Below are 21,594 nucleotides of genomic sequence, written 5' to 3'. Positions count from 1 at the left end.
CTCCCGATGGCAGTGGTTCAGCTAAAACATCAGTGACTGACACTCCGCCATCGGGAGCAAGCCCCCTCCCACAGTTTAATGTTGCTGCCGATAGAACCACCTCCGGCACAGCATCGATATGAGCCCGTCACTGCGCATGAACCCTTTATCAAGGCCTGACACAGCTCAAAAACTGTGGGAGGGGGCTTGCTCCCGATGGCGGTGGTTCAGTCAAAATATTGGGTGACTGACACTCCGCCATCGGGAGCAAGCCCCCTCCCACAGTTTCGTGTTGCTGCCGATAGATGCCATTCGGTGCTTCATCGGTGTGAGCCCGTCACTGCGCATGACCCTTTATCAAGGCCTGACACGCTCAACCCCCCTGCCCCCGTTTAGTTTTGTGCTGGGTTGACGATGACGGTGCAGGTGATGCCCGCCGCCAACAGCACGCCCTCCGGCACTTCATCGATGTGAATGCGCACCGGCACGCGCTGGGCCAGGCGCACCCAGTTGAAGGTCGGGTTTACGTCGGCGATCAGCTCGCGGCTCTCGGGGTTGTCGCGGTCATAAATGCCGCGCGAGATGCTTTCCACGTGGCCCTTTAACGTCTCGCCGCTCATCAGTTGCATGTCGGCGGTATCGCCAACCCTCACATGCGGCAGCTTGGTTTCTTCGAAGAAGCCATAAACCCAGAACGAGTTCATATCGACCACCGCCATCTTCGCCTCGCCGATGCGCGCGTAGTCGCCGCGATGCACATTAAGGTTGGTGACGTAACCGTCGACGGCCGCCAACACGTGCGTGCGTTTCAAATTAAGCTCAGCCGCTTCCAGTTGCGCCAGCGCCTGTTGGTAATCGGCCTGGGCTGCGCCTGCGAGGTTGCTCGCGTCGTCGCGGTTTTCCCTGGAGATCACCAGGGCGTCGAGGTCGGCGCGGCGGTGGGCGTTGAGCTTGCGCATCTCCCACGTGGCCTTGCGCGAGGCGACCAGCGATTGCGCCTGTTTGACCGCGATGCGGTAGTGCTCGGGGTCGATTTGCATCAGCAGGTCGCCCTTTTTGACACGCTGGTTGTCCCGCACCGGCACGTCCACCACTTCGCCGGTCACATCGGCGGCGACGTTGATAATGTCGGCGCGCACGCGGCCGTCGCGGGTCCACGGCGTTTGCATGTAGTGCACCCACAACGTACGGCCAATCCAGATCGCCAGGGCCAATACCAGCAAGGTCGCGAGCAGGCTGAAAAACTTTTTCATCGGGGCATTCTCAACGGTAGACGCTCAGCGCCAGCGCGCCGAACAGGCAAACGAACAGGCTCAGGCGCAGCAACGCCGGGTGCCAGAAAAACCGGTACAGGTCCAACCCGGCCAGGAAGCGGTCAAGCGCCCAGGCCAGCCCGGCCGCGATCACAAACATCAGCGTGATAGTCGGCATGTACAGGCCGTGGAAGGCGATTTCACGGGGCATGCGGGGATCCTTTGAGGGCAGCCAGCGGCGATTGCGGGTCCAGCAGCGAGGTGCGGATAAAGTGCAGGTAGCTTTTCACCCGGCGCAGCGCCGAGGTATCGAAGTGCGGCGCAAAAGGCTCGTCGGTGGCTTGCACGCGGCTGATCGCATGGTCGACGGCGATCAGGCCGCGCTCCAGGTTGCTCGCGCTGGGTTGCAGAAACAGCCGCACCAGCGAACGGCCCATCACGCGGATCGCCTGGCGCCACGGCTGGGACTCGGCATACGCCGGGTGCACCGGCAAAATCGCCTGCTCTTTGCGCAGCTCGATAATCGCGTGGCCGACCTCCAGCACCACGAACATCCAACGCAGTAAATCGCGTTGCACCTGCGGCTGGCCGACGGCAAGGCCATACGCTTGGTGCAGCAGGTCACGGGTGCGGCTTTCGAAGCTCGACGCGAGGCCTTTGAGCTTGCCGCTGATGGCGTACACCACTTGCTCGCGCAGGTCTTGCTCCAGTCGGCGCCACAGCCAGCGGCTGTTGGGCGGCAAAATGATCGCGCCCGCCGCCGCGCACACCAGCATGCCAATGACCATCGCAATGTAGTCATTGATGAAGCTGTAGGGGTTGTAGACCGTGAGGTTGTCCGGCACCGAGCCGGTACTGAAGAAAATCAGCAAGCCGACGCCGACACCAGCGTATTGCGGGCGTGAGGCGAGGAAAGCGCCGAAAATAATCACCGGCGCGAGCATCACGCAGAGCAGCGGAAAACCGTCGATCCGGGGGAACACAAAGAACATTTCGACAAAGCCGACCAGGGCGCCGATCAACGTGCCGCAGGCCATCTGAAACGCCATGCGTTTGGGGTTCGGCGTGGCGGCGGACAAGCCCACAGTGGCGGCCGCGATCAGGGTCATGGTCGCGCCGCTGGGCCACGCCGTGGCCACCCAATAACTGCCCAGCACGATCAAGATAAACGCGGCGCGAATGCCCGACGCGGCGCAGGCCAGCCAGTTGGTTTTAGGGGTAAAGGTTTCGTCCCACTGCTCGCGCGCATGCCGGTGCTCTGCCAGCGAGGCGTGGGTCAGCGCGTAGTTGTGCAGGTCGTCGACAAAGCGGTACAGCAGCTCGTAGGCGGTGTGAAAATCCAGTTGCGCGGCTTCGCTCGGGTCGCCTTGCTGAAAACTTGCGCGCAGGCTGCGAACCGTGGCGGGCAGGCCGTCCTTGTAGGCGCTCAGGGCGCTGACCAGGCGCGCGGCATCGGGGCTGGTGAGGGCGCGACCGGAAAAACCGTCGAGCACTTCGGCGAGGTCTTGCAGGCCGGGTTTGATCGCGACCACCACGTGGTCGGCGGCATCCGCGCGCAGCCGTTCAAGCAGTTGGTGCAGGGCGTTGAAGCGCGTGGTGATGCTCATGAATTCGCTGTTGAGGCGGCTGAGCCGGCCATTGCGCCGACGCATGTGCGGGTCTTCGAACACGGTCACGCTGCGCAGCCCTTCCAGGCCCACCGCTTCGGCGATAAAGCGCACGTTGCCGGCCTCGAAATCTTCACGCCGGCTGCGCCCGCGCAGGCCGTCGGTCACAAACAGCGCGAACACCCCAAAGCGCTGGTACAGGGCGTTGCGCATCGCCGCGCTGCTGGTTTGCGGCAGGATCGCGGCGCTGACCAGCGTGGCGCAGATAATCCCCAAGGAAATTTCCAGCACGCGCCACACCGCCGCCATAAAAGCCGCGTCCGGGTGCGCCAGGGCCGGTAGGCCGACCATCGCCGCCGTGTAGCCGGCCAACACAAAACCATAGGCGCGAAAGTTGCGATTACGCGTCGCACCGGCCGTGCAAATACCCACCCAGATCGCCAGCGCGCCGAGAAACAGCTCGGTGTTCTGCGCAAACAAGGCAATCAAAAAAACCATCACCGCCGAGCCCGCCAGCGTGCCGAGGAAGCGGTAAAAACTCTTGGCGAACACTTGGCCGCTCTGCGGTTGCATCACGATGAACACGGTGATCATGGCAGTGCGCGGTTGCGGCAATTCCAGGCGCATGGCCAACCACAGCGTGAGGAACGCGGCGATCAACACCTTGAAGATGTACACCCAGGTCACGCCATCGCTGCGTGCCCAGGCAAAAAAACCACGCCGCCACTCCAGCGAATGCAACCAGCGCAGCGGTGCAGGCAAGGTCGTCATGCAAGGCTCCTCAGTGATCAAACGCGGCAAGTGCCGCCGGCGCTTTGCCCGCGGCGATTTTGCCCGGCGGCGGCACATCGTCACCGGCGCCGAGCCCGCCACCCAACGCAGTGACCAATTCAGCGTGCGCGCTCAGGCGCGCGGCCTGTACCTGCTGCTCGATTTGCTGCTGGCGAAACAACAGGGTCTGCGCGTTGAGCACGTTCAGGTAGTCGGTGAGGCCGCGCTGGTAGGCGATCATCGCGATGTCATAGGTTTTCTGCGCCGAGGCCACCGACTGCGCGGCGAAGGCCGACTGCTTGTCCATCGACTCTCGGCGGATCAACTGGTCGCTGATGCCCTTGAGCGCATTCACCAGGGTTTGGTTGTACCGGGCCACGGCGATGTCATAACCGGCGCTGGCCTCGCCCAATTGCGCGCGCAAGCGGCCGCCGTCGAAGATCGGCAAGGTGATCGCCGGGCCGACGCTGTAGTTGAATTTCTGGCCGCTGAGAAACCCCAGCAGCGCGCCACCGGTGGCCATGTAGCCAAGGCTGCCGAGCAGGTCGACGTTGGGGTAGAAACCGGCGTGAGCCACATCAATTCCACGCGCCTGCGCCGCCACTTGCCAGCGGCTGGCGACCACGTCCGGGCGCTGGCCGAGCAACTGCGCCGGTAAGCGTGCGGGCAATTTCAGCGGCGCGGCGAGCGACACACTTGGGCGTTGCAGCTGCGCGCCTTCGCCTGGGCCTTTACCGGCAAGCGCCGCCAGTTGGTTACGGCTCAGGGCAATGTCTTCGTCCAGCGCGTCGAGTTGACGATGGGTTTCCGGCAGCGGCGTTTCGGCCTGGCTGACGTCCAAGTGCGTGCCAATGCCCGCGTTCAGGCGTTTATTCGCCAGGTCGAGTATCTGCTGTTGCTGGGCCAGGGTGGCGGCAACAATATCGCGGTTGGCGTAATGCAACGACAGCTGGATATAAGCGCGCACCACGTTGTTTTGCAGTTCGAGCTGAGCCTGGCGTGCTTCGGCGACGCGCCTATGGGCCACGTCGACGGCGCGTTCGCTGGCATTACTGTCACGCCCCCACAGGTCGAGGGCGTAGCTCAGGCCCAGCGAAGCATTGTTGTCCCAGGTCGTTGCGCCGCTCAATTCGCCGGGGCCGTAAAACTGATCTTTCGGCCAGTTGTGGCGTTTGAGCGTGGTGTCGCTGTTGACCTGCAACGACTCCGCCGACTCGGCAACCCCGGCCATGGCCTGCGCTTCGCGCACCCGCGCGGCGGCCATGGCGATGCTTGGGCTGTTGTGAGTCGCGAGGTCGACCCAGCGGTTCAATTGCGGGTCGCCGTAGGCTTGCCACCATTGACGGGTGGGCCAATGTGCGTCGCTGGCGGCGCTCTGGATGGCTGCATCGGTGGCCAGCTGGTCAGCGTTGAGCGCCTGGCCTTGGGGGGCGATTCCTCCGGTTCCGATGCAGCCGCTGATTGCTAACGATAAGGCCCAAACACTGAGAGTCTTCAGCTCTCTGCTGATGCGACGCGGCACGGCAAGCGAATTCCTGAGAGGGTGAGGCGGGGAAAGTGGCGCAATTCTAGGCGGCGGCATGCACGACGATAAGCTGGCATTCCTGTGAATCTTTGTTACCGTTCACGCGATAATCCGTTGGTAGGGATCACTGGACGGTGCAACTTTCTGTCACAATTTGTCATCTCCCCTGAGAACTCTCCATGGACACTTTGCAAAACATGCGCGCTTTCAGTTGCGTGGCCGAAGCGGGCAGCTTCACCGCCGCCGCCGTGCAACTGGACACCACCACCGCCAACGTCTCGCGCGCGGTCTCCAACCTTGAGGCCCATCTGCAAACCCGCTTGCTCAACCGCACCACCCGCCGTATCGCGCTGACCGAAGCCGGCAAACGTTATTTGCTGCGCTGCGAACAAATCCTCGCCTACGTCGAAGAAGCCGAGGCCGAAGCCAGCGATGCACACGCACGCCCCGCCGGGCAGTTGAAAGTGCACACCATGACCGGCATCGGCCAGCATTTTGTGATCGACGCAATTGCCCGCTACCGCCGCACCCACCCCGACGTGACCTTCGACCTGACCCTGGCCAACCGCGTGCCGGATCTGCTCGACGAGGGCTACGACGTATCGATCGTGCTGGCCAGCGAGCTGCCGGACTCGGGTTTTGTGTCGCAACGCCTGGGCATCACCTACAGCATCGCCTGCGCCTCGCCGGATTACGTCAAAGCCAAAGGTTGCGCGCAACGGCCACAGGATTTGCTCAACCATGCCTGCCTGCGCCTGGTGAGCCCGGTTATTCAACTGGATAAATGGACGTTCAATGGCCCCGAAGGCCAGGAAAGTGTGGCGATTAATACCTCGCCGTTTCTGGTCAACTCGGCCGATGCGATGAAAACCGCAATCACCAGCGGCATGGGCGTCGGCCTGCTGCCGGTGTATGCGGCCATCGAAGGCCTGCGCAACGGCACGCTGGTGCGGGTGATGCCGACTTATCGTTCGCAAGAGCTGAATTTGTACGCCATCTACCCATCGCGCCAGTATTTGGATGCGAAGATCAAGACGTGGGTGGAATACCTGCGCGGTTCGTTGCCAGAGATTCTGGCGGCGCATCAGGCAGAGTTGGTGGCGTATGAATTGAGCGGCAGCCTGAGCGGCGCGCGCCTGGCGAACTGACGGGGCATGCCAGACAGCCAAAACCCGCTCAACGGTGGGAGCGGGCTTGCTCGCGATGGCGGTGGGTCAGTCAACTCATGTATCAACTGTAAAACTGCTATCGGGAGCAAGCCCCCTCCCACAGAAAGCAAAAAAAGCAGATCTGCCGTGTATGCAAAACTGCTTTTGATCTGCTTCAACCACTCAGGTCGGCTTCCGGTCCTGTCAAAAGTGACTCGCTGTAAGAGCGAAACCGATACAAACCATCACCCAAACAACGGATATGTACGAAAATTCAAAGAACACATCGAACCCGCTTGCTGCGCGAAAGCGCCACATCAAAGATCCAATCCAACCACTCAGCGTCCTGACAATAAACGGCAGCAATGTTAGCGTGCTTAGCATTCTTCCGTAGTCGATGAGCCCGCCTGCCATGAAAAAGACCGTCCTCGCCTTCAGCCGCGTCACCCCGCAAATGATCGAACGCCTGCAACAGGATTTCGACGTCATCGCCCCGGACCCCAAGCGCGGCGACCTCAACGCTCAATTCAACGAAGCCCTGCCCCACGCCCACGGCCTGATCGGTGTAGGCCGCAAACTCGGCCGCGCGCAGCTCGAAGGGGCGAGCAAGCTTGAAGTGGTCTCCAGCGTCTCCGTAGGCTACGACAACTACGACGTAGCGTATTTCAACGAACGCGGGATCATGCTCACCAACACCCCCGATGTACTCACCGAAAGCACCGCCGACCTGGCCTTTGCCTTGCTGATGAGCAGCGCGCGCCGCGTGGCCGAGCTGGACGCCTGGACCAAGGCCGGCCAGTGGAAAGCCAGCGTGGGCGCGCCATTGTTCGGCTGCGATGTACACGGCAAGACCCTCGGTATCGTCGGCATGGGCAACATCGGCGCAGCCGTGGCCCGGCGTGGGCGACTGGGTTTCAACATGCCGATCCTGTACAGCGGTAACAGCCACAAACCCGCGCTGGAACAGGAACTGGGCGCGCAATTTCGCAGCCTCGACCAATTGCTGGCCGAGTCGGACTTCGTCTGCCTGGTGGTGCCGTTAAGCGAGAAGACTCGCCACCTGATCAGCACGCGCGAGCTGGGCCTGATGAAGCCCGGCGCAATCCTGATCAACATCTCGCGTGGCCCGGTCGTAGACGAACCGGCGCTGATCGAAGCCCTGCAAAGCCAACGCATTCGTGGCGCCGGCCTGGATGTGTATGAGCAGGAGCCGCTGGCTGAGTCGCCACTGTTCCAACTGAGCAACGCCGTGACCTTGCCGCATATCGGCTCGGCCACCCATGAAACGCGTGAGGCCATGGCCAACCGCGCGTTGCAAAACCTGCGCAGCGCCCTGCTCGGCCAGCGCCCGCAGGACCTGGTGAACCCGCAGGTGTGGAAAGGCTGACACCACCACTTCCAGGCGAATGATCGTTCCCGTGCTCTGCGTGAGAACGATCAGTTGCGCTGGTGACAACGATCATCAAATCCGGTTAAAGCCTGGCGCTGACAAGTCGATAACCCTCTATAGATTGTCTTCCCTGATCCACAGAAGGTTTTTATGTCCACCACCAAAGCCCGCGCAGACTCACTCTCGCTTCTGCTGTTTACCTTGCGCAGCGGCAAGCTGATGGCCATCAATCTGTTGAAAGTCAGCGAAATTATCCCCTGCCCACCGCTGACCAAGCTGCCGGAGTCGCACCCTCACGTCAAAGGCATCGCCACCCTGCGCGGTGCGTCGCTGTCGGTGATCGACCTGAGCCGCGCGCTGGGCGAAATGCCCTTGGAAGACCCGAACGGCGGCTGCCTGATCGTCACCGATGTCAGCCGCTCCAAGCAGGGCTTGCACGTGCAAGCGGTGAGCAAAATTGTGCACTGCCTGACCACCGACATTCGCCCGCCGCCCTATGGCTCCGGCGGCAATCGCTCGTTTATCACCGGTGTGACTCAGGTTGAAGGCGGGCTGGTGCAGGTGCTGGACATCGAAAAGGTTATCCACGGTATCGCGCCGGCACCGATTGAAGTGGCGCCGACCGACCTGACCATGGAAGAGGCCGAAGTGCTGGGCAACGCGCGAATTTTGGTAGTAGACGACAGCCAAGTGGCCTTGCAGCAATCGGTCCACACCTTGCGCAACCTCGGCCTGACGTGCCACACCGCCCGCAGCGCCAAGGAAGCGATTGACGTGCTGCTGGAATTGCAGGGCACCGTCGAGCAGATCAACGTGATGGTGTCGGACATCGAAATGTCCGAAATGGACGGTTACGCCCTCACCCGCACCCTGCGCGAAACCCCGGATTTCCAGGAGCTTTACGTGCTGTTGCACACCTCCCTGGACAGCGCCATGAACAGCGAAAAAGCCCGCCTGGCCGGGGCCGACGCGGTGCTGACGAAATTTTCCTCGCCCGAACTGACCAAATGCCTGGTGATTGCTGCGCAGACCGTGGCGCAAAAAGGCCTGTAAACAGTGGCGGAGTACTTTCAACTGTTGCGCCGCGACCTCACCGGCAGCCTGCCCGCGCCGCAGTGGCCGGCGGGTACTCGGCTGGAACATTACCGCGACGAACTGGCCCCGGCGATTCATGCCGTATTGCGCTTGGGCGAGGCGCAAGGCGGCGGCCGTGTCGCCAGCCTTGAGCAATGGCGCCAACGGTTCCTGACCGATGCCGAGTTCGACCCGACGCTGTGCCTGGTGGCCAGTCATGGCGACGGCATTCTTGGCGTCGCGCACTGCTGGACCAGCGCGTTTATCAAGAACCTGTGCATACACCCCGCCGCACAGGGCCAAGGGCTGGGCCGAGCGTTGTTGCTGCAGGCTTTTGCGGTGTTCAAGCAGCGCGGCGAACCGTGGGTCGACCTCAAGGTGCGCGAAAGCAACGCGCGCGCCCGGCAACTGTACGAAAGCGCGGGCATGGTGTTTGTGCTGCGCGACCGGGTGCCCGAGGCCTGACCGGCGCTGGCGCATAACTTGCTTCCCACGTGTGTGAGCAGTGCGAAGAGGTAAAAACCCGTCACTGTTCGAGAGTGCCCTCTGACCTTGCCTGGTGACAGAACTTCCATGAACACTCATTTTTCCTGCGTGGGTTGCGGCAAATGCTGCACCGACCATCATGTGCCACTGACCCTCGAAGAGGCCCGCCAGTGGGCGGCGGACGGCGGTAACGTCATCGTTCTGGTGGAAGGTTTTCTGGGCACCGGCCTGGGCTTGCCCGTGCAACAACGCGAACACGCGCAGCGGCGCTCGGTGGTTGTGCCTTGCGGCAGCGCCGAGGCGTTTGTGGCGATTACCTTTGCCGCCTACAACACGGGGCGCTGCCGGAATCTTGACGAAGACAACCTGTGCCGCATCTATGAACGTCGCCCGCTGGTGTGCCGCATCTACCCGATGGAGATCAACCCGCACATCCCGCTCAACCCTGCCGCCAAGGACTGCCCGCCGGAATCCTGGGAACAAGGCCCTGCGCTGATCGTCGGTGGGCAATTGGTGGACCTGGAGTTGGCTGACTTAATCAGCCGCTCACGCCAGGCCGACCGTGACGACGTGCACACCAAGGAGGCGGTGTGCGCCTTGCTGGGTATTCGCACCACGGCGCTCAAGGGCGACGGGTTTACCGCGTACCTGCCGGACATGCACGCGTTTGCGCAGGCGATCGAGTTGGCCGCTGACCAGCCGAGCGTGGCCAATGAGTGGGTGTTCCACGTCTCCGGGATGGACATCGCCGAACAATTGCTCGACGCCGGGGCGCAGCTTGCCACCGAGGTTCCGGCCAACTATGCGTTTATCTCGCTGCGCGCCGCTTAACCGGCGACGGGCCCAGGTAAGCCAGGGTAATGGCCGCGTATTTGCCAGTGTCTTTCAAGCGTTGCAGTGCCTTGTTCAGCGCCGCGGTCAGTTCAGGGGTGGCTTTGCGCGTAGCACTCGATGTTCAGGCCTGCGAGTTCACCTTGGGCGTCGTGGAATTTAAGGGGCGGTACATCCGCCTCGACCCCGAAGCGTATTTCACGCCGCAGGTTATCGGCTGGGGGCGCAACCGCGCAGCCCGCACCGACCAGTAAAATCAGAAAAAACGTCGTCAGTGTCAGCAGTTGTCTTGCCGTAGTCATATACCCGTCCAATACTAGAGTAGTGTGAGGCATGCGGGCCACGTAACGCATGGCCAAAACGCCGCAGACGTTTTAACAAGCACTGGCCGGTCTTTAACTGCGACTCGCCTGTTTAGTTCGTAGGCAAATTCCCAAAGTAGGGGTAGACGCGTTAGCGCCCTGGTGGCGTTTGCCGCCGTTAGCCATCGCTGGCTTCCAGTCGGTAGTGCGCAAGAATTCGCTGGTACTCGCCGCTGTGCATCAGTTGTTCCAGCGCATGGTTAAGTTGATCGCGCAGCTCGGTATCAGGCTTGCGCAGCGCAATCGCCACGCCGTCGCCAAGCAGATCAGCCGACACCGCCGGGCCCAGAAAGTCGAAATCCTGGCCTTCAGCGGTGTCGAGCAATACCTGGCGGATTTCCACGGTGCCTTGCAACGTCGCATCGATATGGCCCGCCACCAGGCTGCGAGCCAGTTCATCGTTGAGCCAAAAGCTCTGGATAATCACGCCGGACGGCGCCCAGTGGGATTGAGCAAACGCTTCACGGTTGCTGCCCAGCAGCACGCCGACGCGCTTGCCTTTGAGCGAGCGCACGGTCGGCAGCAACCCTGATGTTTTGCGCGCCACCAAGCGGGTGGTGAACGGATAAAGATTATCGGTGAAATTCACCCGTTGGCGCCGCCTCGACGTGGCGGCTATGCCCATGATTGCATCGAACTGGCGGGCCTCCAGGGCTGCAAAATTTTCCACGACAACCTGATCGACCCAGGTACAACGCACGTTGAGCTGTTGGCACAAGGCATTGCCCAAATCGATGTTCAAACCCACCAGCTGACCTTGCTGATTACGGCTTTGAAAAGGCGGGAATTGCGCGGCGACCGCGAAACGCAGGGCGCGCGGTGATTCTTCAGCTGTCGCAGGGGCGCAAAAAACAGCGGCCAGGACCAATAAGGCAGGCGCAACAGAGACCCGTACTAAGACCACAGCGAACATCCTTTTCCAGAAAGACCAGCTTCCACGCCCCGGCCCCAAAAAACCGGGGCGAAGCCAATGTCATGCAAGCTTTCTAGAACCGACCGTAGCGCTACAAGCAGAATTATCAGCAAGCGTTGTAGGCAAATGCCGATACGGTGTACGGATTTTTAGCCTCAGCGTTTACCCATCGAACGGCGAGTACCCGGCGGAGCCATGCCTGGCGACTTGGTATGGCCGTTTTTAGCGCCATTTTTGTACCAGGGCTGGGCGGCATTCTTGGCCCCGGCCAGCTCACCCGGTTTGAACGGAAACTTGAACGCCGGGATCTCGGCTTGTTCAACGCTTGCAGCGTCGGCCGGGTCGACGAGGTCGGTCGCTTCAACAGGCGGTTGTGTCGGGGAAGTCATAAGGGCTCCGGCGCAGCTATAGGTGTAAAACCGCGAGTATACCGGGGCCGGGGCTGCAAGCGGTAAGCTTCAAGCGACAGGTTAACAACGTTAGCTGTCACGGCTGTCAGTTAGCCGTCACGATCCTGACCGGCTTATAGCGCTATAAAGCATTCATACACATTCTAACTTGCGGCTTGCAGCTAGAAACCTGCAACCGCGCCTACGGCGTAATCCCATGCACATTCAACGCAAAACTGCCCTGATAGTGGGTGTCGTCGTGGTAGTGGCGATTGCAGCCTGGGCACTGACCCGGCCGGCCAAGACCAAACTGGCGGCGCCCACCGCGATTCCGGTGCGCGTGGTCAGCGTTACGCAACAGGATGTGCCGCGGTTTGTCAGCGGTATCGGCTCGGTGCTGTCGATGCACAGTGTGGTGATTCGCCCGCAAGTCGATGGCATCCTCACCCAATTGCTGGTCAAGGAAGGCCAACGGGTCAAGGCCGGCGACCTGTTGGCGAGTATTGATGACCGTTCGATCCGCGCCAGCCTCGACCAGGCCAAGGCGCAACTCGGCGAAAGCCAGGCGCAACTGCAAGTGGCGCTGGTGAACCTCAAACGTTACAAGGAACTGAGCATCGACAACGGCGTGTCGAAGCAGACCTATGACCAGCAACAAGCGCTGGTCAACCAACTGAAGGCCACGGCGCAGGGCAATCAGGCGGCGATTGATTCGGCTCAGGTGCAGCTTTCCTACACGCAAATTCGCTCGCCGGTCACAGGTCGCGTCGGCATTCGCAATGTGGATGAAGGCAACTTCCTGCGCATGAGTGACGCCCAGGGCCTGTTTTCCGTGACGCAAATCGACCCGATCAGCGTCGAGTTCTCCTTGCCGCAACAGATGCTGCCGACCCTGCAAGGCCTGATCGCGGCGCCTGCCCAAGCCAGCGTCGATGCCTACCTGGGCGCCGACACCGACGGCCAGACCGGCGACTTGCTCGGTGAAGGCCACTTGAGCCTGATCGACAACCAGATCAGCTCCAGCACCGGCACCTTGCGCGCCAAAGCCGAGTTCACCAACGCCTCGCAGCGCCTGTGGCCGGGGCAACTGGTGACCATCAAGATTCAAACCGCCCTCGACAAAAATGCTTTGGTAGTGCCGCCGACCGTGGTGCAACGTGGCCTGGACACGCATTTTGTGTACCGGGTAAACGCTGACAAAGTTGAGGTGGTGCCGGTGCAGGTGGTCTACCAGAACAGCGACCTGAACATCATCAAGGGCGTGCAAGCCGGCGATGTGCTGGTCAGCGATGGCCAGTCGCGCCTCAAGGCCGGTGCCCAGGTCGAAGTGCTCAAGGAACCGCCGCAGGTAATTCAGACCGTCGATGCCAAGGTGCAACGATGAGCAGCCGCCTTTCGCCGTCCGCCTGGTGCGTTGACCACCCGGTCGCCACCCTGCTGCTGACCTTTGCCCTGGTGCTGTTGGGCGCCATTGCCTTCCCGCGCCTGGCCATCGCGCCTTTGCCGGAAGCGGAGTTCCCGACGATTCAGGTCAGCGCGCAATTGCCCGGCGCCAGCCCGGACACCATGGCGTCATCCGTGGCAACGCCGTTGGAGGTGCAATTCAGTGCCATCCCCGGCATGACGCAAATGACCTCCAGCAGCGCCTTGGGCTCCAGCCTGTTAACCCTGCAATTTACCCTGAGCAAAAGCATCGACACCGCAGCGCAGGAAGTGCAGGCCGCAATCAATACCGCGTCCGGCAAATTGCCCAGCGATATGCCAAGCCTGCCGACCTGGAAAAAGGTCAACCCGGCAGACAGCCCGGTGCTGATCCTCAGCGTCAGCTCCGACAGCATGCCCAGCACCGAACTGAGCGACTACATAGAAACCTTGCTGGCGCGCCAGATCAGCCAGATCGACGGTGTCGGCCAGATCAACATCACCGGCCAGCAACGCCCGGCGATTCGCGTGCAGGCCTCGCCCGACAAACTTGCGGCCATCGGCCTGACCCTGGCTGACGTGCGCGTGGCCATCCAGCAATCCAGTTTGAACCTGGCCAAGGGCGCGATTTACGGTGAGAACAGCGTGTCGACGCTGTCGACCAACGACCAGTTGTTTCACCCGGATGAATACGCCCGGTTAATCATTTCCTACAAAGACGGCGCACCGGTTCAACTGCGCGACATCGCCAAAGTCGTTAACGGTTCGGAAAACGCCTACGTGCAGGCCTGGTCCGGCGACACGCCGGGGGTCAACCTGGTGATTTCGCGCCAGCCCGGCGCCAACATCGTCGAGACCGTCGACCGTATTCAAGCCGAGCTGCCGCGCCTGCAAGGCATGTTGCCAGCCTCGGTGCAGGTCAGCGTGTTGACCGACCGCACCAAGACCATTCGCGCCTCTTTGCATGAAGTGGAAGTGACCCTGCTGATCGCCATCTTGCTGGTGGTGGCGGTGATGGCGCTGTTCCTGCGCCAGTTGTCGGCCACGCTGATTGTGTCCAGCGTGCTCGGCGTGTCGCTGATCGCCAGCTTCGCGCTGATGTATGTGATGGGCTTCAGCCTCAACAACCTCACGCTGGTCGCCATCGTGATCGCCGTGGGGTTTGTGGTGGACGACGCCATCGTGGTGGTGGAGAACATTCACCGCCACCTGGAGGCGGGCTTAAGCAAACGTGAGGCGGCGATCAAGGGCTCCAGTGAGATTGGTTTTACTGTGGTGTCGATCAGCTTCTCGCTGGTGGCGGCGTTTATTCCGCTGCTGTTCATGGGCGGCGTGGTCGGGCGGCTGTTCAAGGAGTTTGCGCTGACCGCCACCTCGACCATTTTGATTTCGGTGGTGGTCTCGCTGACGCTGGCGCCCACCCTGGCCGCGCTGTTCATGCGCGCGCCGACCCATCCTGTTCACGACAAACCGGGTTTCAGCGAACGCCTGCTGGCCGGTTATGCGCGCAACCTGCGCCGCGCGCTGGCGCATCAGCGCAGCATGCTGGCGATTTTTGCCGTGACCCTGGCACTGGCCGTGGTCGGCTACGTGTTTATCCCCAAAGGTTTCTTCCCGGTCCAGGACACCGGTTTTGTGCTGGGCACCAGCGAAGCGGCGGCGGATGTGTCGTACCCGGACATGGTCGCCAAGCACAAGGCGCTCGCCGAGATCGTCAAGGCCGACCCTGCGGTGGAGGCGTTTTCGCATTCGGTGGGCGTCACCGGCAGCAACCAGACCATCGCCAACGGCCGCTTCTGGATCGCCTTGAAAGACCGTGGTGATCGCGACGTGTCCGCCAGCCAATTCATCGACCGCATCCGCCCCAAACTGGCGAAGGTGCCAGGGATCGTGCTGTACCTGCGCGCCGGCCAGGACATCAACCTGAGCTCCGGCCCCAGCCGCGCTCAGTATCAATATGTGCTTAAAAGCAATGACGGCCCGACGCTGAACACCTGGACCCAGCGCCTGACCGAAAAACTGCGCGCCAACCCGGCCTTCCGCGACTTGTCCAACGACCTGCAACTGGGCGGCAGCATCACCCACATCAGCATCGACCGCCAAGCCGCCGCGCGCTTCGGCCTGACGGCGACCGACGTTGACCAGGCGCTGTACGACGCCTTCGGCCAGCGCCAGATCAACGAGTTCCAGACCGAGATCAACCAGTACCAAGTGGTGCTGGAACTCGACACCCAGCAACGCGGCCGAGCCGAGAGCCTGAACTACTTCTACCTGCGCTCACCGTTGACCAACGAAATGGTGCCGCTGTCGGCAGTCGCCAACGTCGACCCGCCAACCGTGGGGCCGTTGTCCATCAGCCATGACGGCATGTTCCCGGCGGCCAATCTGTCCTTCAACCTGGCGCCCGGCGTGGCGTTGGGCGATGCCGTGATCATGCTCAACCAGGCCAAGAACGAAATCGGCATGCCGGCCACTCTGATCGGCTCGTTCCAGGGCGCGGCGCAAGCGTTTCAGAGTTCATTGGCCAGCCAGCCGTGGCTGATTCTGGCCGCGCTGGTGGCGGTCTACATCATTCTGGGTGTGCTGTATGAGAGTTTTGTGCACCCGCTGACGATCATCTCGACCTTGCCCTCGGCGGGCTTGGGCGCGCTGATCATGCTCTGGCTGCTGGGCCAGGACTTTTCGATCATGGCGTTGATCGGGCTGGTGCTGCTGATCGGTATCGTCAAGAAAAACGGCATCCTGATGATCGACTTCGCCCTGGAAGCCCAGCGCGTGCGCGGGTTGCCGCCCGAGGAGGCGATTTATGAGGCATGCGTCACACGGTTTCGGCCGATCATCATGACCACCCTCGCAGCCTTGCTCGGTGCGGTGCCGCTGATGCTCGGTTCCGGGCCAGGCGCAGAACTGCGCCAGCCACTGGGTATTGCCGTGGTCGGCGGCTTGCTGGTGAGCCAAGCGCTGACGCTGTTCACCACGCCGGTCATATACTTGTACCTGGAGAAGTTTTTCCACAGGCCCAAACCAGCGCTGGCGCTGACGACCACACATTGAGGCTGAGGCCCCGCCCTGGAGCAAAAGGCTCATGCGAGTCCTGATTATTGAAGATGAAGAAAAAACCGCGGACTACTTGCACCGCGGCCTGACGGAGCAAGGCTACACCGTCGACGTGGCGCGCGAAGGCGTCGAAGGCCTGCACCTGGCGTTGGAGAACGATTACGCAGTGATCGTGCTCGACGTGATGCTGCCCGGCCTCGATGGCTTCGGCGTGTTGCGCGCATTGCGCGCGCGCAAGCAGACGCCGGTGATCATGCTGACCGCCCGCGAGCGCGTGGAAGACCGCATTCGCGGCCTGCGCGAAGGCGCGGACGATTATTTGGGCAAGCCGTTCTCGTTCCTCGAACTGGTAGCGCGCCTGCAAGCGCTGACCCGCCGCAGCGGCGGCCACGAACCGGTGCAAGTCACCGTCGCCGACCTGTGGATCGACCTGATCAGCCGCAAGGCCAGTCGCAACGGCGTGCGCCTGGACCTCACCGCCAAAGAGTTCTCGCTGCTCAGCGTGTTGGCGCGGCGCCAGGGTGAAATTCTGTCGAAAACCTCGATTGCGGAAATGGTCTGGGACATCAATTTCGACAGCGACGCCAACGTGGTCGAAGTGGCGATCAAGCGCCTGCGCGCCAAACTCGACGGGCCGTTCGAAGAAAAACTGCTGCACACCATTCGCGGCATGGGCTACGTACTGGAAAGCCGCCTGCTGCAGAACCGCGTGCTGGAGAACCACAGTGGCGGCTAACTCCATCGCGCTGCGCCTGAGCGGCATGTTCACGCTGGTGGCGCTGCTGATCTTCGTGTTGATCGGCGGCGCACTCTATCAACAGGTCGACCGTGGCTTGGGGTTGTTGCCGGGCGCCGAGTTGGATGCGCGCTACAGCGTGCTTGAATCCTCGGTCAGCCGCTTCGGCACGCCGGAGCATTGGGTGAAGATCAAGGCCAAACTCAAGCTGTTGGGCGAGGAAGACAAGCGCATCCGCTTCTGGGTGGTGAGCAGCGATCCGAACTACGAATACGGCAACCCTGATGCGCAGATACGTGCGTTCGCCGAAGGCCCGACCGGCAAGCGCGACTTGCGCCTGCCGGAGCGTGAATACCCGTTCAAGGTCTTGGTGAGCAAGTTCCCGGCCAAAGACCAACGCCCGCCGCTGCGCTTTATGATCGCCATCGACACCGAAAACTTCCGCGCCACCCAGCACCAACTGCTGATCGCGTTGATCGGCCTGGCGTTTGTCGGCGTGGTGCTGGCGGCGCTACTGGGGTTTTGGGTCTCGCGTATCGGCCTCAAGCCGCTGAGCAAACTCTCGGACGAAGCGCAGAAACTCGCGCCGCCAAAACTCTCCGGGCGCCTGCAATTGTCGCCGCTGCCGCCGGAGCTGAGCCAGTTTGTCAACTCGTTCAACGCCACGCTCGACCGCGTGGAGCAGGCCTACTCGCGCCTGGAGTCGTTCAATGCCGACGTGGCTCACGAACTGCGCTCGCCACTGACCAACTTGATCGGGCAGACCCAAGTGGCGCTGACCCGTGGCCGTTCGGCCGAGCATTATTTCGAGGTGCTGCAATCCAACCTTGAAGAGCTGGAACGCTTGCGTTCGATCATCAATGACATGCTGTTCCTGGCCAGCGCCGACCAGGGCAGCAAGGCGACCAAACTGACGCAAAGCTCGCTGGCCGATGAAGTGGCGACCACGCTCGACTACTTGGATTTCATCCTGGAAGACGCCCAAGTCAACGTGCGGGTAAACGGTGATGCCTTGGTGCACATCGAAAAAGCCCACTTGCGCCGTGCGCTGATTAATCTGCTGAGCAATGCGGTGCAGCACACCGCGCCGGGGCAGGTTATCGAGGTGAACATCGACGTGCGCGAACGTCAGGTGACGATTGGCGTGACCAACCCCGGCGAGCAGATTGCCAGCGAGCATTTGCCACGGCTGTTTGAGCGCTTTTATCGGGTGGATGCGTCGCGCAGTAACAGCGGGGCGAACCATGGGTTGGGGTTGGCGATTGTTAAAGCGATTGCGTTGATGCATGGCGGGGACGTGTTCGTGCGCAGTGAGGGCGGCGGTAATACCTTTGGCATTACCTTGCCGGTGTAGCTGACCTGAATCACAGGGCCGAACTCAGTCAAAAATGCTCCCGGCATTGGCGCTGCATTCATCAGGTAGAGCCCCATTCCTTTCAGTCTGACTGTTGCGATTTGGGCAACAGTCATTATCTTGTTACACTCCGCCCCCGCCGCTCAACTGCTTGATTTTCAAGCAAGCATGAGCGCGACGGCAAAGACAGCTTCCGCTTGCTCGAATCCACATCGACTGAATCTTAGGGCTCTAACCTGGGATTCCGTCTCAAAGCCGCTGACTCAAGCGGCTTTTTTTTGCCGCAAAAAAGGCCAGGCACACCCCCACGACATTGGCCGTTTTCGATTGATCAAAGGAGCTCCCCCAGTGAAGAACTCGCTGACGTTAACCCCACTATTCCTAGCGATCACAGCAATTATCGCCCCCCTCGCCCACGCAGCAGACGCCGCGCCGGCCGACGGTTTTATCGAAGGCTCACACCTGACGATCAACACCCGCAATTACTACATGAACCGTGACCGTCGCGACATTCACACCGATGACAGCAAAGAGTGGGGCCAGGGCTTTCTCGGCACGTTCACATCCGGCTACACCCAAGGCACAGTCGGCTTTGGCTTGGACCTCAACGCCATGCTCGGCCTGAAACTCGACGGCGGTGGCGGCACCGACGGCTCCAGCATCCTTCCCTACGGCAGTGGCGACGGTAAAGCACCCGGTTCGTTCTCGACCGCAGGCGGCACCTTGAAAATGCGTGCCCTGGACACCGAGTTGAAGGCCGGCGACCTGTTCCTGAATAACCCGGTGATCGCCGGCGGCATGACGCGCATGTTGCCGCAGACCTTTCGTGGCGTCAGCCTGACCAACCACAGCTTTGACGGCTGGATGTTCGAAGGCGGCCAGGCCAGCTTCACCAAGCTCTACAACCAGAGCGGCCACCGGCGCATCGGCACCAGCTACGGCGCGCTGCCGAACACTGCCGACAGCCAGAACCTGAACTGGGCTGGCGTGTCTTTCAGCGGCCTGCCGGGGCTGACCAGCAACCTGTATGCCTCCGAACTCAAGGACGTGTGGCACCAGTATTACTACGACCTGGATTACACCTACGCGCTGAACGACTGGGTAAGCCTCAACCCAGGCCTGCACTACTACCACACCCAGGACACCGGCCAATCGCTGCTGGGCAACATCGACAACAACACTTACAGCCTGCATTTCACCGTGGGCGTGGGCAACCACAGCGTCACCGCCGCCTACCAGCGGGTACACGGCGACACGCCGTTCGACTACATCACCCAGGGCGACAGCGTGTACCTGGACAACTCCCAGCAGTACTCGGATTTCAACGGCCCCAACGAGCGTTCGTGGAAACTCAAGTACGCCTACGATTTCGCCGGCCTCGGCGTGCCTGGGCTGACGTCTGCCGTGTCGTATATCAGCGGCAAGACCGACCTCACCAAAGTCGACCCCAACAGCCGTGGCTACAGCACGTGGTACAGCGCTGATGGCAAAGACGCCAAGCATTGGGAACGCGACATCGACGTGAAATACGTGGTGCAAGGCGGTAAGGCGAAGAACTTGGCGGTACGCCTGCAGTGGGCCGAAAACCGTGGGAGTAACGGCTATTCGGCGGTGGACCGGGATGTGGATGAATACCGGGTGATCGTGGACTATCCGATCAACGTGTTCTAAACCGCGGCGGTTTCTTGCAAAGCAGTGAATCAATTTTCGTCGCGTAGAACTAAACTGCCAGCATCTTCACTGCTGAAGTCTGCGCGATGAGTCAACGCCCTGCTCGTACACCGCCTGCACTCCCGGAAATTCTGCTGATTCTGGGCAGTGGCCTCACTGTCATCGTGATTGTGATTATCGTCGCGGCGTTGCTGATTCGTGAACACGCCAGCACCCTGCGGGCGGCCACGCGCTCAACCACCAATATTGCCCAACTGATCAACGCCGATGTGCTGCGTAACGTCGAGCTCTACGACCTTGCCCTTAAGGGACTGATCCAGGCAAAACAACGCGAAGACTTGTCGCAGGTGCCCGCCGACATCCAGCACTTGGTGCAATTTGACCTCTCTACGGCTGCGCCCTTCAAGGGCGAAGTGCTGTTGCTGGACGCGAATGGCGCGGTCGCCGCTGATTCATCTACCCTCAAGCCCACCTCGCGCAACTTTGCCAACCGCGATTATTTCCAGGTACACGCAAATGACGCGCAGGCGGGTTTGTTTATCAGCCGACCGTTCAAGATCCACTGCGATTGCGAGCAGGTCTGGCGCATCGCATTCAGTCGTCGCGTGTCTGGCCCCAACGGTGAATTCGCCGGCGTTGCAGTGGCGACCATGCGCCTGGCGTACTTCGACCAGCTATTCAGCAGCCTCACCATTGGCAACGGCAGCACCGTGAACCTGCTGAGCAGCAACGGCATTCTGTTGGCCCAGCAGCCGCTGCTCGAACGCGACATGATCAACAAGGACCTCAGCGATCGGCCGAATTTCAAGCGCATGCTGCGTGAAGGCAGCGGGAGCTTCCAAGCTATCTCGACCACCAGCGGCAAGGAACGTTTTTACACCTTCACCACGGTCGGGGAGCTGCCGCTGATTGTGGTGGTGGCGCTGTCCAGTGAAGACGTACTCGCGCCCTGGAAGCGCGCCACCTGGCTGACCAGCGGGGCCACCGGCGTACTCTGCATCGGCCTGTTGTGGTTAACGTGGATGCTGCGCCTTGAGCTGCGCCGCCGCCATCGCGCCGAACAGGTGCTGTCAGAACTGGCAGCCACCGATGCCCTGACCGGCCTGGCCAACCGTCGCACCCTTGATGAACGCCTGCGCCTGGAATGGGACCGCGCACAGCGCTCGACTGAGCCAATGGCGCTGTTGATGATCGACGTGGACCACTTCAAAGCCTTCAACGACCGCCATGGTCACCACGGTGGCGACGAGGCATTGCGCACGGTTGCCCAGGTGATCGGCAGCAATATCCGCCGCCCCGCCGACCTGGCCGCGCGCTATGGCGGCGAGGAGTTCGCGGTGGTATTGCCGCATACCGACCTGACGGGTGCCTGGGTGATCGCCGAGCACATCCGCAGCAGTGTCGAGCTGTTGCCACTGGTGGCCGACGCTGAACGGCCGATTACCGTGAGTATCGGCATGAGCATCTGGGAGAAACACAGCCGCACGTCGTTGGAGGCGCTGCTGCTGAGTGCGGATCAGGCGCTGTATGAGGCTAAACGCAGCGGGCGCAATCGGATCGTCGACGCCACGACTGCGTGAATCAGGCACCCGTAACGTGTGGCGAGCCACAGTGCATGAATTTTCG

At 61.5% G+C, this 21,594-nt stretch carries 18 protein-coding genes; 11 read left to right on the top strand and 7 right to left on the bottom strand.

The genetic code is table 11. The features are described from left to right. Positions 1-371 precede the first annotated feature (371 nt). The 4 genes from ACOZK9_RS24605 to ACOZK9_RS24590 are packed head-to-tail and all read right to left on the bottom strand — an operon-like array spanning position 372 to position 5,132. Positions 372-1,232 (bottom strand): efflux RND transporter periplasmic adaptor subunit, encoded by an 861-nt coding sequence (locus tag ACOZK9_RS24605; protein ID WP_122250896.1) that lies wholly within the window; start codon positions 1,230-1,232, stop codon positions 372-374. Positions 1,233-1,242: 10 nt separating this feature from the next. Then, on the bottom strand, positions 1,243-1,443 hold the full coding sequence (locus ACOZK9_RS24600; RefSeq protein ID WP_058414246.1) for a DUF1656 domain-containing protein: 201 nt from the start codon (positions 1,441-1,443) through the stop codon (positions 1,243-1,245). Beyond that, positions 1,433-3,610: an FUSC family protein gene (locus ACOZK9_RS24595; protein ID WP_058414247.1), complete on the bottom strand. Its 2,178-nt coding sequence runs from the start codon at positions 3,608-3,610 to the stop codon at positions 1,433-1,435. The genes ACOZK9_RS24600 and ACOZK9_RS24595 overlap by 11 nt, the downstream gene beginning before the upstream one ends. 10 nt (positions 3,611-3,620) lie before the next feature. Next, complete coding sequence (locus ACOZK9_RS24590) at positions 3,621-5,132, bottom strand: efflux transporter outer membrane subunit (RefSeq protein ID WP_421556790.1); 1,512 nt, start codon at positions 5,130-5,132, stop codon at positions 3,621-3,623. Between the two features lie 182 nt (positions 5,133-5,314). Here ACOZK9_RS24590 and ACOZK9_RS24585 point away from each other — a divergent pair, with 182 nt between their 5' ends. The 5 genes from ACOZK9_RS24585 (at position 5,315) to ACOZK9_RS24565 (ending at position 10,064) form a co-directional block, all read left to right on the top strand. Continuing rightward, positions 5,315-6,283, top strand: a complete 969-nt coding sequence (locus ACOZK9_RS24585; RefSeq protein ID WP_053254489.1) for a LysR family transcriptional regulator — start codon at positions 5,315-5,317, stop codon at positions 6,281-6,283. Between the two features lie 412 nt (positions 6,284-6,695). Beyond that, positions 6,696-7,670: a 2-hydroxyacid dehydrogenase gene (locus tag ACOZK9_RS24580; protein ID WP_421556789.1), complete on the top strand. Its 975-nt coding sequence runs from the start codon at positions 6,696-6,698 to the stop codon at positions 7,668-7,670. Between the two features lie 153 nt (positions 7,671-7,823). After that, positions 7,824-8,726, top strand: a complete 903-nt coding sequence (locus ACOZK9_RS24575; RefSeq protein WP_058414250.1) for a chemotaxis protein CheV — start codon at positions 7,824-7,826, stop codon at positions 8,724-8,726. A 3-nt stretch (positions 8,727-8,729) separates the two neighbouring features. After that, positions 8,730-9,212: a GNAT family N-acetyltransferase gene (locus ACOZK9_RS24570; RefSeq protein WP_421556788.1), complete on the top strand. Its 483-nt coding sequence runs from the start codon at positions 8,730-8,732 to the stop codon at positions 9,210-9,212. A gap of 108 nt (positions 9,213-9,320) precedes the next feature. Beyond that, positions 9,321-10,064, top strand: a complete 744-nt coding sequence (locus tag ACOZK9_RS24565) for a YkgJ family cysteine cluster protein (protein ID WP_421556787.1) — start codon at positions 9,321-9,323, stop codon at positions 10,062-10,064. A gap of 92 nt (positions 10,065-10,156) precedes the next feature. Here ACOZK9_RS24565 and ACOZK9_RS24560 read toward each other — a convergent pair whose 3' ends face one another. The 3 genes from ACOZK9_RS24560 to ACOZK9_RS24550 form a co-directional block, all read right to left on the bottom strand. Next, positions 10,157-10,366, bottom strand: a complete 210-nt coding sequence (locus ACOZK9_RS24560) for a hypothetical protein (RefSeq protein ID WP_147468924.1) — start codon at positions 10,364-10,366, stop codon at positions 10,157-10,159. A gap of 178 nt (positions 10,367-10,544) precedes the next feature. Further along, on the bottom strand, positions 10,545-11,339 hold the full coding sequence (locus ACOZK9_RS24555) for a transporter substrate-binding domain-containing protein (protein ID WP_152751530.1): 795 nt from the start codon (positions 11,337-11,339) through the stop codon (positions 10,545-10,547). Between the two features lie 155 nt (positions 11,340-11,494). Next, the gene (locus ACOZK9_RS24550; RefSeq protein ID WP_058414254.1) at positions 11,495-11,728 is read right to left on the bottom strand and encodes a hypothetical protein; all 234 of its coding nucleotides are present in this window, start codon (positions 11,726-11,728) and stop codon (positions 11,495-11,497) included. Positions 11,729-11,945: 217 nt separating this feature from the next. Here ACOZK9_RS24550 and ACOZK9_RS24545 point away from each other — a divergent pair, with 217 nt between their 5' ends. The 6 genes from ACOZK9_RS24545 to ACOZK9_RS24520 all read left to right on the top strand — a co-directional run bounded on the left by ACOZK9_RS24545 (position 11,946) and on the right by ACOZK9_RS24520 (position 21,548). After that, positions 11,946-13,112, top strand: a complete 1,167-nt coding sequence (locus ACOZK9_RS24545; RefSeq protein WP_122250799.1) for an efflux RND transporter periplasmic adaptor subunit — start codon at positions 11,946-11,948, stop codon at positions 13,110-13,112. Further along, positions 13,109-16,204, top strand: a complete 3,096-nt coding sequence (locus tag ACOZK9_RS24540; RefSeq protein WP_421556786.1) for a multidrug efflux RND transporter permease subunit — start codon at positions 13,109-13,111, stop codon at positions 16,202-16,204. The genes ACOZK9_RS24545 and ACOZK9_RS24540 overlap by 4 nt, the downstream gene beginning before the upstream one ends. A gap of 31 nt (positions 16,205-16,235) precedes the next feature. Continuing rightward, positions 16,236-16,943 carry a heavy metal response regulator transcription factor gene (locus ACOZK9_RS24535; protein WP_122250797.1) on the top strand — a complete coding sequence of 236 codons (708 nt, stop codon included), beginning with the start codon at positions 16,236-16,238 and terminating at the stop codon, positions 16,941-16,943. Next, positions 16,933-18,297 carry a heavy metal sensor histidine kinase gene (locus tag ACOZK9_RS24530; protein ID WP_421556785.1) on the top strand — a complete coding sequence of 455 codons (1,365 nt, stop codon included), beginning with the start codon at positions 16,933-16,935 and terminating at the stop codon, positions 18,295-18,297. Before ACOZK9_RS24535 ends, ACOZK9_RS24530 begins: the two co-directional genes overlap by 11 nt. A 348-nt stretch (positions 18,298-18,645) precedes the next feature. Next, positions 18,646-19,968 carry an OprD family porin gene (locus ACOZK9_RS24525; RefSeq protein WP_421556784.1) on the top strand — a complete coding sequence of 441 codons (1,323 nt, stop codon included), beginning with the start codon at positions 18,646-18,648 and terminating at the stop codon, positions 19,966-19,968. An 86-nt stretch (positions 19,969-20,054) separates the two neighbouring features. Continuing rightward, positions 20,055-21,548 carry a sensor domain-containing diguanylate cyclase gene (locus tag ACOZK9_RS24520; protein ID WP_421556783.1) on the top strand — a complete coding sequence of 498 codons (1,494 nt, stop codon included), beginning with the start codon at positions 20,055-20,057 and terminating at the stop codon, positions 21,546-21,548. The last annotated feature ends 46 nt before the right edge of the window (positions 21,549-21,594 follow it).

This window comes from Pseudomonas kitaguniensis, assembly GCF_049199985.1.
GTDB classification, from domain to species: domain Bacteria; phylum Pseudomonadota; class Gammaproteobacteria; order Pseudomonadales; family Pseudomonadaceae; genus Aquipseudomonas; species Aquipseudomonas kitaguniensis.
Note: the sequence above shows the minus strand (reverse complement) of the source record. Positions and strands in the feature narration are given on the sequence as shown.